Genomic DNA, 18,290 nt, shown 5'->3' with positions numbered 1-18,290 from the left:
AACTCCTTTTTTTGCTGACATAAATGGCAAAAAAAGAGTGTAACGGATAGCCTGTTAAAACGCCAAAAATATTATAATAATATGAAAGAAGGAATCGCAGGAAAAATTGCCAAAGTTTTTATGCAATCTAAGCTTACAGTGCTGTTAATGATTGTGTTTATGGTGGTTGGGGTGTACAGTTCGTTTTTAATTCCGCGAGAAGAAGAGCCGCAAATAATCGTGCCAATGGCCGATATTTTTGTGGGGTATCCTGGGGCCAGCCCTACCGAGGTAGAATCGCGCGTTGTTAAGCCCTTAGAGCAATTAATTTCGAATATTAAAGGGGTGGAATATGTGTATTCTACGTCTATGAAAGAGCAAGGAATGGTAATCGTTCAGTTTTATGTGGGCGAAGATATTGAACGTTCGTTTGTAAAATTATACAACGAAATTAATAAACATATGGACCAAATGCCGGAAGGTGTTACGTTTCCGTTGGTTAAAACGCGTGCTATTGACGATGTACCAATGTTGGGTTTAACGTTATGGAGTGAAAATTACGGCGACTACCAATTAAGCCAAATGGCGCAAGAGCTAGAGTCTGAAATTAAAAAGGTTAACGATGTGGCGATTACGCATAAAATTGGAGGTCGAGATCGTCAATTACGTGTGGTTTTAGATAAAGATAAACTGGCGTCAAGCGGATTGGATTTCTTATCGGTTTCTAAAATGATTAAGGCTAATAATAGCCAATTAAGTTCTGGTAGTTTTGATAAAAGTGACACAGAGTTTTTAGTGACTACAGGTCATTTTTTAGAATCGGCTAGCGATGTTGAAAACCTGGTGGTTGGTGTGCAACAAAATCAACCCATTTATTTAAAGCAAGTGGCTACGGTTTTTGACGGGCCAGAGGTGCCACAAGACTATGTGAGTTTAGGGTTTGGAAAGGGGAGTGAAAAATCTTTAGATTATAAATCTGAATATCCTGCGGTGACTCTTTCTGTCGCGAAACGCAAAGGTGCCGATGCAATGAAAATTGCCGAGGTGATCATTGATAAAGTAGAGCATTTGCGTACCACTTTAATACCAGACGATGTACACGTAGAAATTACCCGAAATTATGGAGAAACGGCATCACAAAAAGTTTCGGAACTATTATTACACTTAGTAGGGTCTATCTTTGCGGTGACTCTAGTAGTAATGCTAGCAATGGGGTGGCGTGGCGGATTGGTCGTGTTTTTATCGGTACCAATTACGTTTGCTTTAACGCTGTTAAGTTACTATATGCTTGATTATACTTTAAACCGAATCACGCTTTTTGCGTTAGTGTTTGTAACCGGTATTGTCGTGGATGACTCGATTATTATAGCCGAAAATATGCATAGGCACTTTAAAATGAAGCGCTTGCCATTTAAAGAGGCTGCTCTTTATGCGATTAATGAGGTGGGAAATCCCACTATTTTAGCCACTTTTACTGTAATTGCTTCTGTATTACCAATGGCTTTTGTGTCTGGATTAATGGGACCTTATATGGCGCCAATGCCAATAGGAGCATCGATTGCGATGATTTTATCGCTGTTTGTAGCACTAACAATTACCCCTTATTTAGGTTATATTTTCTTAAAACAGAAAGATAAAAAAGGAAGCAAAGAAAAAGGAGAAAAACCGTTAGAAGAGACCTTTATTTATAAGATTTATAACAAAATAGAAAGACCTCTTTTAGAGAGTAAAAGAAAGCGCTGGTTGTTTTTAGGGGGAACAGTCTTAGTATTATTAAGTACAATGATTTTATTTTTCACCAATTCGGTGGCAGTAAAAATGTTGCCTTTTGATAATAAGAATGAATTTCAGGTGATTATCGATATGCCTGAAGGTACAACGTTAGAGCGTACAGCAGTGGTTACAAAAGAGATTGCTCAGTACTTATCGACACGACCAGAAGTAGTAAATTATCAAAACTATGTGGGGACTTCGGCACCTATTACGTTTAACGGGTTGGTGCGCCATTACGATTTACGTGGGGGCAGTAATATGGCAGATATTCAGGTTAATTTAATTAATAAAAAGGACCGTACGGCGCAAAGTCACGATATAGCAAAACTACTACGCCCAGAGATTCAGAAAATTGCATCAAAATACAATGCTAATGTAAAATTGGTGGAGGTGCCACCAGGGCCTCCAGTATTATCTACCATTGTTGCTGAGGTTTATGGGCCTGATTACAATGAGCAAATAAAGATTGCGAATAGTATTCAAACTATTTTACATAATACCGACGATGTGGTAGATATAGATTGGATGGTAGAAGATGACCAAGTCGAGTATCAATTTAATATAAATAAAGAGAAAGCGATGTTGTATGGTGTAGCGCCGCAGCAAATTGCGTACACGATGAATATGGCATTGTCTAATAGAGCGATTACCAGCTTATACGATGAAGATGCTTCAAATCAAGTGGGATTAGTTTTAGCATTGGATGAGCAAGAAAAATCGACTGTTTCGGATATTTCACAATTAAAAATAAAATCGGAAACGGGCACGATGGTGCCTATAGCGGATTTGGTAGATATTAAGCAAACCATTGCCGCAAAAAGCATTTATCGCAAAAACCAAAAGCGGGTGGTATATGTGTTAGCCGATATGGCTGGAGAGTTAGAAAGTCCGGCGTATGCTATTTTAGGAATGGAAGATAAATTGCAGGAAATACCATTGCCAAAAGGGTATACTCTTAATGAAATGTATTTAGGGCAGCCAGATTTTGAAGATAATTATACCGTAAAATGGGATGGAGAATGGCAAATTACTCTTGAAGTCTTTAGAGATTTGGGTATTGCTTTCTTAGGGGCGATAATCTTGATTTATATTTTAATAGTCGCGTGGTTTCAGAATTTTAAAGCACCAATTGTTATGATGGTTGCCATACCATTATCATTAATAGGGATTATTTTAGGACACTGGATTATGGGAGCCTTTTTTACGGCAACGTCGTTTATTGGAATGATTGCGCTCGCCGGAATAATGGTGAGGAACTCTGTATTGTTGATTGATTTTATCAATTTAAGAACAGCTGAAGGTGTACCATTAAAACAAGCCGCTATTGAAGCTGGAGCAGTAAGAACCACCCCAATATTATTAACTGCCGGAACGGTTGTTATCGGGGCATTTGTAATATTGTTTGATCCTATTTTTCAAGGATTAGCAATTTCATTAATGGGAGGAACTATTGTTTCTACCGTATTAACCTTGTTGGTTGTGCCCTTAGTATATTACATGATAGAGAAAAAAAATTATAAATAAAAAAAGTAAGTTATGTTGAATACATATTTTAGAGTTATTGTAGGTGTAATGGTATTATTAAGTGTTGTATTAACGGTTTATGTAAATGCAAATTGGATGTGGTTTACTGTATTTATTGGTGTAAATTTAATTCAATCTGCCTTTACAAAATGGTGCTTATTAGAAACTATTTTACAGAAATTAGGAATTAAAAAAGGAGGCGGTTCTTGCGCGACGCGCTAAGATTGTCTTGCTAATGGATAGCATAAAGAAAGGCTTAATAGACGTGTAAAAAGGCTGTAAAATCTTTTTTTGAAGATGTTGTAAATAGAGAAAGTCCGTATAATTTATGCGGACTTTTTTGTATCTTATTTTTTTGCTAGCACGCTGGTATAGCGTTTTATTCTTAATAGTTTCAGCGATCAGTATTCTAATCGCGCTATTTATGGGCGATGATTTTAAAATTTAGTATGGCCTTTAATCATTGGTTTAATGTTATTAACCCTCCAGCAAACAAGCTATTTATAACCTTAAAAACTATAGCGCTGCTGCACTTACTGCTTTTATTTCTTCTTCTATCTCTTCGGTCTTTATCGCTTGCACTTCGCGATTATATCCTTCGGTGTCTTGGCGTTTAAGTCTTTTTTTCAACATAACGAGCCCGCGTTTGTTAAGTCCTTCTAAATTAAGGAAAGACACATAAACTAAAACGGCACCTCCTAATAAGACTAGTATGCCATAGATTCTTTTAGTAGAGATCATTAAAGCATCGAGCTTAATAGTCTTGTAGTAACTCATAGCTGTTTGATGGCTCATTGTAGATGCGTCCATTTTCCCCGCCATATTGGTAAAGGCTTCTAAGTTCCAAACACCATCAATATAATTAAAAGCAAGACTCCATAATCCTGGGCCAATCATTGTTCTTACAATAATTAATACTGCCGCAGCGCCTAACATAGCATCTGGTTTTAAATTGCCGAGGGCGTATAACCAAACCCCAATAAATAATATGGCCATTCCAAATCCACGTAGCATATTCGGGAGGATTAAGTGGTCATAACTCAAGCCTGGCGATACTAAGAAATACAAAAAAATGTAATAGAAAATGAACGCTGAAAATCCTGTAAGGATGTAGATTTTTAAAGATTTTTCCTTTACGAGCCACAGCATACTAAAAATGATGGCTAAAACTAATCCTGGAATCATCCAAAGATTAAACGAATTGTCCATTACAGAATTGAAGCCTAAGACTCCTATCGTAATTTTACTTTGCAACGAACTTCCGGCCAAGAAAAACCCTAGCATTAATAACATAAGACTCCCGTGTATAACACTGTAGTTCTTAAAAAAACCAAAATGCACAAAAGGACTTTCTTTTAACTGTTGATTGATGAGATAAAGAATGCTGCCCACTATCATTATCCCTAAAGCGAGCATAATATTATCAGATCTAAAATAATTTTGCTGCTTCGCAAATGAGATAAGGTATGCTAATGCTAAAAATACCGATGTATATAAAAACATCCCTGTCCAATCAATACTTTTAAGTGACATCTTTTTATCATATCGTTTATTATGCATAAAAATCACAGCCAACGCTGCCAATGACAGCAGTACTATCGCCATCAAAAAGTTGGCGTTTTCCCAATAGGTACTAAAGCCAAAATGCGTCATTAAATATCCAGCTAACTGTGGAAATACAATAGCCGAAGGATAAAAAATAGCGTAAAATTTCGCACGATTTCCATCAGGACTTATCATCGCCATTGTAGGCATAATGAATTCGATAAGCGCAAACATTTTTAGAAACCCAATAAAAAAAGAGCTAGAAACAATCACTATGTTACTCTCTGTAGTACCTATCATAATATTAGCCAAAGCTAAAAAAACGAGTGTGCGTACCATTAAGAACTTAGTATGATAACGCAACTTGTACCTAAAGATAATGGGCAGACTTACACCCATTCCTACAACGCCTGCATAGTTTGCAAAAACGATCCACTCGTTATGCGTGCCAAGACTGCTTACCATATAACTTAAGTTGCCGGTGTAAACCCCACTCACCACCAAAATAGGTAATAAAAATATGATGATTAATACCGGCGCTAATTGTTTGGGTACCCAATCTGCAAATAAGCCTTTGTTGTACATTTTTCTTAATCCTTTAAGGTCATTACCACATTCATTCCTACACGTACTCTTTCTAGAAACTTCGGATCATTATTTTCTGTAAATTCTATTTTCACAGGAATTCGTTGTTGTACTTTTACAAAGTTTCCGGCCGAATTATCGGTTGGGATAGCTGAAAATTGGGAGCCTGTTGCTGCTGATATAGAAGTGATTTTTCCTTCAAATTCTGTTTTTTTGATAGCATCCACTGTGAATCTGATAACGTCTCCAATTTGTATTAAGGGAATTTGAGTTTCTAATAAATTAGCTTCAACCCATTTTGATTCTTCTTGAACGAGGGCCGCTATTTGTTGTCCCGGCTGAATAAATGCTCCGGCAGTAATGGTTCTTCTACCCATAACGCCATTTTCGGGAGCGGTAATTACGGTGTACTTTAGATTTAATTGCGCACGTTTTAAACCGACTTCCGCAGCTTTAATTTGAGCATCGCTAATGGCAAGCTGAGACTCTGTTTCACTAGTAGATAGTTTAGCTGTGTTTTTCTGTTTGTTAAGCGTGTTGTATTGCGATTGCAGCGTTTTTACTTGCGTTTCTATTTGTTGATATTGTTGAAGCGTAACGGCATCATTATCCAATAAATTCTTATATCTCGCCAAATCTGCTTTCGCATTATTAAGTTGTGCTTGTACACCGTACATATTTGCTTGCACGGTGCTTTCTCCACTGCTTACACGTGCAACCGATGAACTCGCCGCTATTTTACCTGCTTGTGCCTGACTTAATCCTGCTTCTGCCTGCGCTATGGCATTATCGAATTCTGTTTTATCTAAAACAACTAACGTATCTCCTTTTTTTACTTCTTGATGTTCCTTAAAATGTATTTCATTAATATATCCCGGAACTCTAGAATTAATAGGACTGATGTATGCTTTTACCTGGGCGTCGTTTACGTATGTTTCGTCATTGATATGTAGATAGTTTTTTATGACATACCATATCACTAAAAGCGTGATAATAAACACAAAAGCATTTAGAAGTGTTAAATACAACTTGTTTTTCTTCTTTATTTTTTTATCTGATGTTGCCATAATATAATTTACTTTATTTGGTCATTTTTTAGAGTTGTCCCGTTACACGAAGGAGTCTTACATAATTAAGAATAATGTCTGTTTGGTCATCAAGCATTTGAAGCTCGGCTTGTAATTTTGTGTTTGCGGCATCAATAATTTCAATATAAGTTATTAATTGATTTTTATATTTCAATTCGGTAATTCGATAATTATCATCGGCTGCCGTTTGATTAATAGCACTAACTTTTAACTGTGCTACCGCCTGATGGTAATTTTTGTAAGCTGCATTAACATTGGCTTCTATTTCTTGTTTTACCGCTTCTTGACGTTGTTCTGCTTGATTAATCAGAATTTTATCCAACGCCTCTTTTTTAGGATTTTTATATATAGATTCAATATTATAAGACAAGCTTAAACCTACTTGATAGGTATTTGTATATAAATCTAATACTGGTGATCCGCTTGTTTGCGGTCTATTCGCATTGTAACCTGCAAAACCAGCCAAAGTTGGTAAACGGTCCGTTTTTGTGAGTTCTAAGCTTTTTTTGGCAATTGTTATCTGCGTTTCACTAGCATTAAATTGCGGATTTTTTCCTAAAGCGAGATCTAGAAAAGAAGCTTCATCTTGATTGCGAATTTGATGATTTAATTGCTCAACCTCTGGCACTATTAAAACCTTGCTGTCTAGCCCAGCAAACAACGTTAAATTTTTATTAGTAATTAGAATGGCGTTTTCAATTTGTAAAATGCTCTGCTCTAATTGTCTTTCTAAAACTTCGGCGCGTAACACTTCGTTTTTGGTAATCATATCTTCTTCATAAAAATAACGTGTATTTTTAGTACGCTCGTTGGCCAAAATTCTGTTTTGCTCTAGAATTATCTTTTGATTTTGAAGATTGTATAAATTCATATACAATTCAATAGCATTCAGTTTTATGCTCTGTTCGGCATCTCCAAATTGATTTTCGGAAAGCGTCTTGCTCATTTCCGCAAGAGCAATGGACTTATTAATTTTACCACCAGCAAATATGAGTTGACTCGCAGACACATTAAACTGATTTCCGAAATTAGGAATATCGACTGTTTGTAATTTTTTAAAACGCGTATCGTAAATACTAATGTCCCCTAAGTACATTGCTTTTACATCAACACCAGCATCCGGAAGTCGGTTTGTTTTCGCTACACCTATTCTAGCATCGGCGATATCTACAGCTGTATTTGCTAGCTTTAATTGAATGTTGTTAGCTGCGACGCTTTCGGCTAGTTCATATATCGTCATACTGCGTGTTTGTAGATTTTGAGAAAAAACCACTTGTTGACCGAAGCCACACAAAGTAACGAATACGATACTAATTGTTTTTAAAAAATTCATTTATCAATTCTATTAATTAGGGTTATAACTGAAAACGTTGATTGATTAAAGGTGTTCCTGTTTGTTGGATAATCAGTTGTTATAGATTATAAAAAGTGAGCTAATTTATTTTAGCAAATTCTAAAAATTACACATCAAAAGTAATATAATAAGTGTTGAAATTTATTATGAATTTAGGGAAATTAATAAATTTTAGCTCATGATTTATAGTGTTTTATGAGTATAATTACGAAAAATAGAATAAAGTTTAGGGCTTATAATAGATAGCGGGACTTTAAAACAAAAAAAAGTGGTTGAATACATCAACCACTTTAACGTATCTAAAAAATAGTATTTACACAGAATTAATCTTTGTTTATACCTAAAACCTTACCTGCTTCACTGTAAGTTAGAGTTATTTCTTCGGTCCAACCTGCTCTTTCAAGATCAACCTTGTAGGTTGTTATTCCATTCTTAGTAAAAGAACGTACCGAATCAATTCTATAGTCTGCGTAGTGCTTTTTAATAGATTCTATTAGCACTATTGGTAATTTGGTTTTAATCATTTCAGCTTCAATTTTCACCTTGTCACCGTCTTTGTTAAAGAAGACTTTACGTTCCATTCTGTCAACGTCAAATTCAACTTTGAAATTGTTATCGCTTCTTTCCCATTCTATGTTTTTCGCATTAGGGTACTCTTTTAAAAGTCCTTCTGTGAAACTAGTAGGTACTTCAGTTTTTATTAAATCCTGGGCAGTTAATGTAGCTGTAGCAAATAAAGCGAAAGTGATTATTTGTAATGTTTTCATCGTCGTATATATTAGAATTAGTTACAAATATATTAATTGTTTGTAACAGTACGAACTAAAAAAAGTTAAGTATTAGTTAATGTGCTTTTCCTTCACGAAAGCACAGAGCGGTAGGGAGGCGTATATATGATTGAGTAGTAACTAAATTACACAGATTAGCACTATAAGTGGTATGTTGTATTTTGCATAGATCATTATTTTAAGATAGAAAGATGGACGTTTCACAGCGCTATTCTATTTTATATGGAAATAAAAAGGGGAAAGAAATAGATTTAATCGGTTAGTTTGACGTTTATTTGGTATTACAGCTTATTATCGAAAGATTTTCGTATTAATTCAGCTTTACTATGAATCTCTAAAGCTTTGTATATATTTTTAATATGAGTACGCACAGTGTCAATAGAAACGAATAAATCATTGGCTATCATTTTATAACTTTTGCCATCGACTATGCCTGTAACAATTTCTTTTTGTCTTGGTGTAAGCAGATTGCTTTGATTATGTTTTGGAGTAAAGCGATTAACGATTTTTCTTGCTATGGATGGCGACATATATGACCCCCCATTATTAACGATTTCTATAGCTTCAAGAATTTTTTTTAGTGACGTTTTTTTAGATAAATACGAGCAAGCACCTGCGCATAATGCTTTATAAATACTATCATTATCTTCAAATGTGGTAAGCATAATGATGTTGGTTTTCGGGAGTTCGTTTAATAGAAGCGGAATACCATCAATCCCAGACATTCCTAATAAATTAATGTCGAGAAGAATAATATTTGGCACTTTAATAAGTGCGTCAAAATCCTTCAAATACTGTTCAACCGAAGACGCAATTTGCAAACATTCTATGTTAGTTTGGGCACTAAAGAAATCCTCTAGGCTTTCCTGAATTAATACATCATCTTCTATAATTGCCAAGCTAATAGTGTTCATTTGTAATGCTTTAAAAGAATTTTTAGGTTAAACAGATTCTTCATTTGTAAATTTAGGACTTTAAAACAGGTGCACAATCACATTAAGATGTGATATTACATATTGAAAGGTAGAAAAAGGTAAACACTAAATCCGTTTTCCTTTTGAAACTTCAAATTCGCCTTTAATTTTTCGGCACGCATTACCATATTCGGTAAACCTAAACCTGTAGATTTATAAGAAGATTTTTCACTACCATTATCTCTAATTATAAATTGACAGCCTTTAGAATGATTAGTTATAGTAACGCTTACCTTAGTGGCATCAGAATGTCGTAAAATATTGGTAATCGCCTCTTTATAGATTAAAAAAATATTCTGTTTGGTCTGTGCTGTTAATTTTTTTGTCGGATTTTTTATGTTAGAACTATCGATATGAAAAGAAATAGCCTTTGGCAATAACAACTCTTCTGCAAGCTCCTGCATGCGCTCAATTAAATCCTCAATCGTTTCACGTCTGCTATCAATACTCCAAACCAAGTCTCGCATTTGCGAAATGGCATTTCTGCTGATTCCTGCAATTTTTTGAAGTTTGAATCTATCGGCTTCACTAGCATTAATTTCCATAAGTTCAGTCTGCATTGCGAGACCAGACAATAATGAGCCTACATCATCATGTAAATCGCTGGAGATTTTAGTCCGAAGACGTTCCATAGCCAAAGCTTGTTGTAATCTATATCTAAATATCGAATACATAATGCCTATAATTACCAGTAAGACAAGCCCAATAAACCACCATTTTTTATAAAATATTTGACGTACCTCAATAGGGATAGATAATAGGGCTGTACTTTCATTACCTCTGGAATCTTTGCCTTTAACTTTTAAGACATAATCTCCGGCAGGTAATTGGTGGTAACGTATAGACGCCGAATTACTTTGATAAAACCAACGGTTTTCAAAACCTTCAAGTTTTGTGCTGTACGTGTTTTTTTGATTTTGAAAATAGCTTGGCATCGTCCAGTTGATTTCAAAATACTGATCATAGGGTGATACCTGAAACTTCTTAAATTCTATTTGACTATAATCTGTAGAGAATCTGGTTTGGTCTTTACTGTTATAACCTGAAACTCCTAAAAGGCGCAATTTTGGTGTTATAGATTGTTTTAAGACTTCATTGGGTTTGAATGTATTAACACCGTTCATACCGCCAAAATAAAAGGTGCCTCTACTATCCTTAAAAAAAGAAGTATAATTAAATTCGAAATGTGTTAGACCGTCTTCGTTATAAAAATTTTGAAAAACCTCGGTCTCTTTCTTGAAATGAGATAAGCCATTATAGGTGCTAATCCATAAGCTTTTATTAGCATCCATTAAAATGCCAACAATATTATTATCGGGTAACCCTTGTAATTTGGTAAATATTTTTATGGTTTTTCCATCTGCAGAAATATGATTGAGACCTCCGCCATGCGTACCAATCCAAAGACTTTTATTTGAATCTTCTTCAATAACAAGAATATAGTTTCTCGAGATACTTGGTTTAGAATCTGTGGTAAATATACTTTCAACACGACCACTCAGATGTATTTTTAACACACCATCATTTCGTGTTCCTAGCCAAACGATACTATCTGTTTTACTTTCTTTGAAATACCTAAAATCGGCAATATCATTTTCAATTTCAGAACCTTCAAAAACGAATTCACTTGTTTCCGTTTCTGGATTAAAAAGCACCAATCTGGTTAAACTTTGTCCGAAAAGTAATTTGCCATCCCGAAGCTTTATTAGTGGGTTTTGCCCTTTAAATGTTATATTAGGACTAAATTGGTCGTAACTTTTAGTTGTTCCGTTTTTTAAATTTATTTTCAATAAGCTTTCACCCAATGTGAATACATTTTGTTTTTTAGTATCTAATGCATAAAAATTTGCAGTGTATTTAAGTGCCTCTTTAGAAAGGCGATCTATTTTAATAGTTAGCGTATCAATTACGCCATTCTTTGTTTTATAGATAAGCTTGTTTTGGCTTTCGCATTTGGCGAAAATAGTGCCGTTGCCATCTTCAAAAATACCACGCATAGTGTTGCCCCAACCTTTATTTTTAGATACAAACAATGGTGAAAATAATTCCTCTCCTATGCGTATTTTAAATAAGCCATTATCGGTTGCTACCCAAAGTAATTTGTTGTTATCTATGAAAAGATCATTGATTTTAGAATATTTAAATAGGGATAGTAATTGCTCTGTATAGTCTGTTAAATTACCTTCTGGACTTATACGATACAATTCTTTATTACCTGCAAACCATATATGTTTTTGATGATCTTCTATGGCATAATAAAATTGACTTTCACTGTCGAAAAGGCGTTTAGACGTTAAGTCTGTTTCATTAAAAGTATAGATACCGTGTTCTTTCTGCGGAAAAAAATAATGAGTGTTGTCACTATCGTAAAAAGATACCGTAAAATTTAAATTGGAACTATGCCAGTAAAAAGTTGACAACTTAAAGGTGTTTAATAACTTCCCTCCGGGATCAAACTTTAAACTTCCAAGTGGTGTGCTCCATAAAATATGGCCTAATTTATCTTCAATTAATCTGCTGTAGGCGTGTTTACTTCTACGAATTGAAGCCTTCACTTCAAATGTTCCGTTAGTTAATTTTTGAAGGTATTGTTTCGCGTTTCCGTTTTCGGCAGTTAAAAAATCGTCAGTCATAATCCAAATACAACCATCTATAGCTTTTAAAAGGCGTAACACTTTCCCCTTTATATTATGCGAACCGTTATAAGCGATTATTGTATCTGTAGATAATTGAAGTTTAAACAGTTTTTCATTCGCCATATACCAGAGTTCATTGGTATTAGCATCAAATTCTAGTTCTCCTGTAATTAATTCTTCTTCAATATAAAATGGATTGCTTTTATCGGAGTTATAAACCTTAAAATTATAACCATCGTACTTAACCAAACCAAGGTCGGTTCCAAACCACATAGCTTCGTTAGCATCTTGGGTGATGGAAGTAATATCTCTAAATATTAAGCCTTGCTCTGTAGTAAGAATATCTATCTGCGACGGGTTTTGGGAATAAACACCCTTGCACACCACAAGTAAACCTATTTGTAGTACAAAAACGGGCAGTATTTTAAAGAATTTAGAAATAACGGTTATAATTAATAGCTAGCTTAAAGATACAAAAAGTTAGTATTCAATATCACATTAATATGTGATTGATAATTGATTATGAGAGCATTAGTTTAGTGTGTGTTAAATTATAACATTGAAAAGCTATTAATTTTTAAAACAGACCACTATGAAAACTTTAAAAACAAGTGTCATTGTATTTCTTCTAATTATTGGGCAAATTACCTTCGCCCAAGACAAGAGTTATAAAGAGACGGTTACAGAAAATCCTACTGCTGAAGTCGACCTAAAAGTAGTGGCCGATTATTTGGAGGCACTAATCAATAACAAAATGACTAAAGTTACGAGCTTACTCGCAGATAATTTTCAGGGCGAAGGGCCTAGCTACCAGGAAAGCGAAACTAAGACTGAGCTACTTGAAGCTTGGAAGGAATATCACCAAACACGTACCAACCAAAAAAATGACTACGTGAGTCAGGCCTTTAGAGTGATTGATGGCGACTTAAAAGGCGATTGGCTATCTGTTTGGGGCACGTATACTTTCACAGAAAATAATATTGTGATGAATTTACCTTATCAATTAACTGCTCTTGTAGAAAACGAAAAGATTAGCAGATCGGTGATATACTATGATAGAATGGCTATTAACACAGCAATGGGTTACGAGTTAACGGCTAAGAAAAATTAACCAACTAAACTCAAGTACGACCCCGTTTTAGTTTTGATATACTATGGGTGCATACAATTTCTATTTATGAAGGTTAAAACTGTTTTAGAATACAATGTTATAAGATGCTGACTTCACTCACAATAAAAGAGATAGTGTTTTAGACTGTGATTCTTAAAATGATATGTCGAAAGCTAACTATTTAACCGCGATATATTTTTATAAGATTTAAAGTCTTTTTCTAATCTAAAGTTTAGAGGGAACATTTAAAAAAGAACTGTTTACAGGCATTAGTACACAAAAATTAATCTATAAGAAACCATTAAAGCAAAGGGCGAAAAATATTATAACGCTTGTTTTATAAGGAAGGGATATCAAGTGGGTGTATCATCTATTAATAATTAAACATAAAGATGAAGTTTACGCTATCAGATTTATGAACGTTGCTTTTTGGAAACATAAATAAACGCAGGGGTATGATAAAAACATTAAGGAATTGTGGCGTACAAAAAAAGGAAGTGGATCAGACTTTAGAAATCTTATCTATGTTTAAAAATGATAAGAACATCATTAAAAGTAAAAATAAAACGCGGTATAAATCAGTAATTAAAACTAACCAAAATGAATACATCAACAACATTAAACAAGAACACAAAAAGCATTGAAAACCTTTATAAAGCCTTTGCTATTGGCGATATTTCAGCCGTTTTAGCAATTATGGATTCAAAAATTATATGGAACGAAGCCGAAAGTAATTCTTTAGCAGATGGCAATCCCTACATAGGGCCAGACGCCGTTTTAAAAGGAGTTTTTGCTCGTATAGGCGACTTGTATGAATCTTTCACTTTGCAGAATATTGAACTACACGAAATGAGTAATAACAAAGTGCTTGCTACACTGCGCTATCATTTAAAAGTAAAGGCAACAGGTAGGGAAGTTAATGCGCAGGCGGCACACTTTTATACTTTTAACAATGGCAAAATCACAGCATTTCAACAATATGTAGATACTAAGAAGTTGGCAGATGCTGAGGAGTTGATATCATAAGAAACAAAAATTACAGTAAAAGCAATTGGTAGTGATGATGGCGCAGGAAAATATTTGGCACCAGAGTTGACAGATGGGCACATTTATTTTTTTTAAAACAGCGAATTAAACACGCGGCCAGACGTCATTAATTTACAAGCATTAGTTGCTTATAACGAAGAAAAGCCCTTTCAAAATACTACTATGGAAAACAAATTACGTCGTTATGGATAATACGGGCAAAGCCGAAAACCGATTTAGAGTAGGCGTGTAAAATCGATTAAAATGAGAAATATATTAGTTTTTGCAATGGTTGTACTTTTTGGTACCACAGTCTTTGCACAATGGAATTACCCAACTACAAAAAAAATAAAAGTAAGTGACACCTATTTTGGTGTAACTTACAATGATAATTATCGCTGGCTGGAAGACATGAAAAATCCAGAGGTGGCATCATGGTTTAAACAGCAAGCTGATCTTACTGATGCCACGATGAACACAATCTCGGGAAGGGACGAGCTCATAGCCGAATGGCGAAAATTAGATAAACTCCAACCTGCTAGCTATGGTAATATGACAAAGGAGGGGGGGAGAATATTTTTCCAGAAAAGAATGCCAGGCGAGAAAGTGAGTAAGGTGTATTACCGCGAAAATATGGACAGTCCGGAAATTTTACTTTTTGATCCATTAACATTTATAGACGGTAAAACATTATCTGTTGGAGATGCTATACCAAGCTATGACGGCAAAAAGCTAATAATTTCTTATTCTGAAAATGGAGCAGAAGTATCCACCATTCAAGTAATGGACGTAGATACTAAAAAGTTTTTGCCAGATCTCATTCCTGCCACAGCCGGAGCAATGGGTTGGACTTTTGATAATTCTGCCTTTATGTATATGTGGATTAAATCTGCAGATAATAATGATCCAGAAGGACGATTAAATCCTAAAACGAAACTGCATACCTTGGGTACAGATAGCGATACAGATAGTGATTTTTTTAGCAACGAAACGTATCCTAATTTAAATATTGAATCCAAATCATACCCCTATGTTTATTTATCAAAACATGCAAAGGACTACGTTTTTGCAGGAGAAGGTACGGTACAGAATGAAATGACATTATTTTATGCGCCTATTAGTCAATTTGATTCAGGAGAAATAGCATGGAAAACCCTTAGTAAAACAACAGATAAACTAGTTGGCGGATTAGATGTTTTTGATGATAAAATCTATGCTATAACCTACAAAGATGCAGATAATTACAAACTAGTTTCAACAGATTTAAAAAATCCAAATTGGGATAATGCTACTGTTGTCGTTCCTGAAAAAACTATGATTCTGAAATCTTCAATTCGGTGTAAAGATTATTTTTTGTTGCGTTATAGCGATGGTATAAATTCACATCTTTATAAATATAATCCTAAAAATAATACGACTAGTAAAGTAGAATTACCATTTATTGGAACGGTTTATTTTAGATCCCTAGACAGTAAAAGTAATGAGTACTTAGTGGGAGTAACCTCTTGGAACAAACCGTTCACAGAATTTTTATTTAATGCCGAAACAGAAAAGTTTAAGGCAAGCCCTTTTAATAAACCGTCGGTCTATCCAGCAGAATATAATGATTTAGTTGTTGAAGAAGTAGAAGTAAAAGGGCACGATGGTGTAATGATTCCGCTATCTATTATCTATAAAAAAGGAACAAAAAAAGAGGGGTCTAATGTGTGCTTTATGGATAGTTACGGAGCTTATGGGTACAGCATGACTCCTTATTTTAGTGATAGATACGCTTCTTTAGCGGTGAAAAATGTGGTCATTGCCGTTCCTCACGTCCGTGGCGGGAGTGAAAAAGGTGAAGCCTGGTACAAAGCAGGTTTTAAAACGACAAAGCCAAATACCTGGAAAGACTTCATCAGTTGTGCAGAATATTTAATTGACCAAGGGTTTACACAATCTTCAAAATTATCTGGAATGGGTACAAGTGCAGGCGGTATATTAATATCTAGAGCAATCACCGAAAGACCAGATTTATTTGCTGCTGCAATTTGTAATGTAGGATGTGCCAATGCAATGCGCCTTGAATTTTCATCTAATGGACCTGTTAATATTCCTGAATTTGGAACCGTAAACGACAATATAGAAAGCAAAGCACTTTATGAAATGGACGGCATGCAACATGTTAAAGAGGGGGTGGAATACCCCGCCGTTATTTGCATCGCCGGATGGACAGATCCAAGAGTAGCGGCTTGGCAACCCGGTAAATTTGCAGCAGCTGTGCAAAATGCAAGTGCATCGGACAAACCTGTACTGATGAAAGTAAACTATGACAATGGACACTTCACCGAAGACAGAGAAGTAACATGGGCAAACTTTGCAGATCAGTTAGCGTTTGCAATGTGGCAAAGTGGGCATCCAGATTTTCAACCGAAAGGTTAAAATCAATCGGTGTAATAATGCAATACTAACCAGTTCGGAAATAACGAACACAATACTTAAACACAATGAAAAAAGTAGTAATTGTAGTAATGATGCTATGTACATTCATCAGCTACGCACAAAAAAAGAACGGTACCGTTTATATTGAACATCCTGCAATAGATGTTGTACACGAATTTGTAAAAGCGTCTCTTGCTGGAGACAAATCTAAAATGGCGAGCTATTTAACAGACGATTTTAAAGCTTACAACGGAACTTCCAATGCAACAAATGATATGGGAAGGGGCAAAGAAGCATTTATTAAAAACCAGATGGTTTATTTCAATCAGCTAGATTATTATGCCATTGAAGCCTATCCTGGCGCTTATCCAGATGCCATTGAATACAATAAAGACAACCCCAATAAAGAAGTTTGGGTACAGACTTGGGATGTATTAAAGGGCGTGCAAAAAAACACTGGTGTAAAAATCGATGCGGCCGCACATAGGTTGTACAAACTAACCAAAGACCATAAAATTAATATGATTATTGGTTATGGTAACGATGCTGTTCTTCTTGAAATACAATCCAGTTTTGCAGACCGAACTAACGGTACGATCTATAATCATCATGATAATATAAACACAATACGTAAAATGATGTATGCTTTTGAGAAGAAAGATTTTGATAAGGCATATCGTTTTTATGACGAAGAAGCAAGATTCGTAGATTCAAGCTCACCAACCTATGAGACTATTACATTAACAGAACAAAAGAAAATTGACCAACAAGTTTTTGATAAATATGAAATTATAAGTGTTGATATGATGGGCTATCCAGATTATTTGCATTACGAAATGGGAGATGCCCGTGTTGTTCAATCCTGGTGGAACATAAACCTTATCCGCAAATCAGACAAAAAAGAAATTATTTTACCTATTCATTATATCCACTATTTCAATGAAGAAGGATCAGTAATTTCTGAAACAGCTTATTACAACGCGAAACTATTGGATTAATTATTAAAGCGTGATTAATATAAGCTTTTCAAACAGAAATTACGAACACAAAAAAAAATGAAATTGGATTTAACTGTAAGGAAATATTAGGTTTTGTAGAAGGAGAGGTCGGGCTGTATTAATATAAACAAACAAAAAAAACAGAAGACTTTCTACTGAGTCCGGAAGTTGAAAAAGTCTATGGCTATCCAAATCTCTGGCGCAGTTAGTATGAATAATGAAGACAACTCACCGCAATTGGCGATTTTGAACAACAAATGAAAAACTGTTATTCAGATTTAGAAAAAGTCCTATCCCATTGCGGTTGCATGTTCAATGATGTGATAGTAGAGAAGGTATCCACCACAGATATGCCTAAGTTCTTAGACCTTGTTGGATATAGAGCAGAAATCTATAAAAAAAAAACAATTCCTACAGGTTCTTGTATTGGTGTTAAAGAATTGGCTATACCAGAATTTTTAATTGAGATCGAGTGTAGACGCGCATAAAAC

13 protein-coding genes are annotated in these 18,290 nt (G+C 34.9%); 7 read left to right on the top strand and 6 right to left on the bottom strand.

Going from position 1 to position 18,290, the window contains the following annotated elements; translation table 11 throughout:
• The first annotated feature begins 81 nt into the window (after positions 1-81).
• Both ES676_RS01480 and ES676_RS01475 read left to right on the top strand, forming a co-directional pair.
• On the top strand, positions 82-3,276 hold the full coding sequence (locus ES676_RS01480) for an efflux RND transporter permease subunit (protein WP_148368256.1): 3,195 nt from the start codon (positions 82-84) through the stop codon (positions 3,274-3,276).
• Between the two features lie 12 nt (positions 3,277-3,288).
• Complete coding sequence (locus ES676_RS01475) at positions 3,289-3,498, top strand: YgaP family membrane protein (protein WP_148368255.1); 210 nt, start codon at positions 3,289-3,291, stop codon at positions 3,496-3,498.
• A 294-nt stretch (positions 3,499-3,792) separates the two neighbouring features.
• On the opposite strand, the gene ES676_RS01470 is transcribed toward ES676_RS01475, so the two are convergent.
• From ES676_RS01470 to ES676_RS01445, 6 genes are all read right to left on the bottom strand, one after another.
• The gene (locus ES676_RS01470; RefSeq protein WP_148368254.1) at positions 3,793-5,406 is read right to left on the bottom strand and encodes an MFS transporter; all 1,614 of its coding nucleotides are present in this window, start codon (positions 5,404-5,406) and stop codon (positions 3,793-3,795) included.
• A gap of 5 nt (positions 5,407-5,411) precedes the next feature.
• Entirely contained in the window at positions 5,412-6,473 is a 1,062-nt protein-coding gene (locus tag ES676_RS01465; protein WP_148368253.1) for an HlyD family secretion protein, read from the bottom strand.
• Between the two features lie 28 nt (positions 6,474-6,501).
• Positions 6,502-7,734: a TolC family protein gene (locus ES676_RS01460; protein WP_170234400.1), complete on the bottom strand. Its 1,233-nt coding sequence runs from the start codon at positions 7,732-7,734 to the stop codon at positions 6,502-6,504.
• Between the two features lie 437 nt (positions 7,735-8,171).
• Positions 8,172-8,615 carry a PepSY-like domain-containing protein gene (locus ES676_RS01455; RefSeq protein ID WP_148368251.1) on the bottom strand — a complete coding sequence of 148 codons (444 nt, stop codon included), beginning with the start codon at positions 8,613-8,615 and terminating at the stop codon, positions 8,172-8,174.
• Between the two features lie 302 nt (positions 8,616-8,917).
• Positions 8,918-9,550 carry a response regulator gene (locus ES676_RS01450; protein WP_148368250.1) on the bottom strand — a complete coding sequence of 211 codons (633 nt, stop codon included), beginning with the start codon at positions 9,548-9,550 and terminating at the stop codon, positions 8,918-8,920.
• Between the two features lie 95 nt (positions 9,551-9,645).
• The gene (locus tag ES676_RS01445) at positions 9,646-12,633 is read right to left on the bottom strand and encodes a sensor histidine kinase (RefSeq protein ID WP_246130272.1); all 2,988 of its coding nucleotides are present in this window, start codon (positions 12,631-12,633) and stop codon (positions 9,646-9,648) included.
• 205 nt (positions 12,634-12,838) lie between these two features.
• Here ES676_RS01445 and ES676_RS01440 point away from each other — a divergent pair, with 205 nt between their 5' ends.
• The 5 genes from ES676_RS01440 to ES676_RS01420 all read left to right on the top strand — a co-directional run bounded on the left by ES676_RS01440 (position 12,839) and on the right by ES676_RS01420 (position 18,287).
• Positions 12,839-13,357: a nuclear transport factor 2-like protein gene (locus tag ES676_RS01440; protein WP_148368248.1), complete on the top strand. Its 519-nt coding sequence runs from the start codon at positions 12,839-12,841 to the stop codon at positions 13,355-13,357.
• A 600-nt stretch (positions 13,358-13,957) separates the two neighbouring features.
• Positions 13,958-14,383: a nuclear transport factor 2 family protein gene (locus tag ES676_RS01435; protein WP_148368247.1), complete on the top strand. Its 426-nt coding sequence runs from the start codon at positions 13,958-13,960 to the stop codon at positions 14,381-14,383.
• Between the two features lie 264 nt (positions 14,384-14,647).
• The gene (locus tag ES676_RS01430; protein ID WP_148368246.1) at positions 14,648-16,801 is read left to right on the top strand and encodes a prolyl oligopeptidase family serine peptidase; all 2,154 of its coding nucleotides are present in this window, start codon (positions 14,648-14,650) and stop codon (positions 16,799-16,801) included.
• Positions 16,802-16,866: 65 nt separating this feature from the next.
• Positions 16,867-17,799 carry a nuclear transport factor 2 family protein gene (locus tag ES676_RS01425; RefSeq protein WP_148368245.1) on the top strand — a complete coding sequence of 311 codons (933 nt, stop codon included), beginning with the start codon at positions 16,867-16,869 and terminating at the stop codon, positions 17,797-17,799.
• 257 nt (positions 17,800-18,056) lie between these two features.
• Entirely contained in the window at positions 18,057-18,287 is a 231-nt protein-coding gene (locus ES676_RS01420) for a Rid family hydrolase (protein WP_246130271.1), read from the top strand.
• The last annotated feature ends 3 nt before the right edge of the window (positions 18,288-18,290 follow it).

This window comes from Bizionia saleffrena, assembly GCF_008086175.1.
In the GTDB taxonomy this organism is placed as follows: domain Bacteria; phylum Bacteroidota; class Bacteroidia; order Flavobacteriales; family Flavobacteriaceae; genus Bizionia; species Bizionia saleffrena.
The sequence above is the reverse complement of the archived record's forward strand: the minus strand, read 5'-3'. Positions and strand labels throughout refer to the sequence as shown.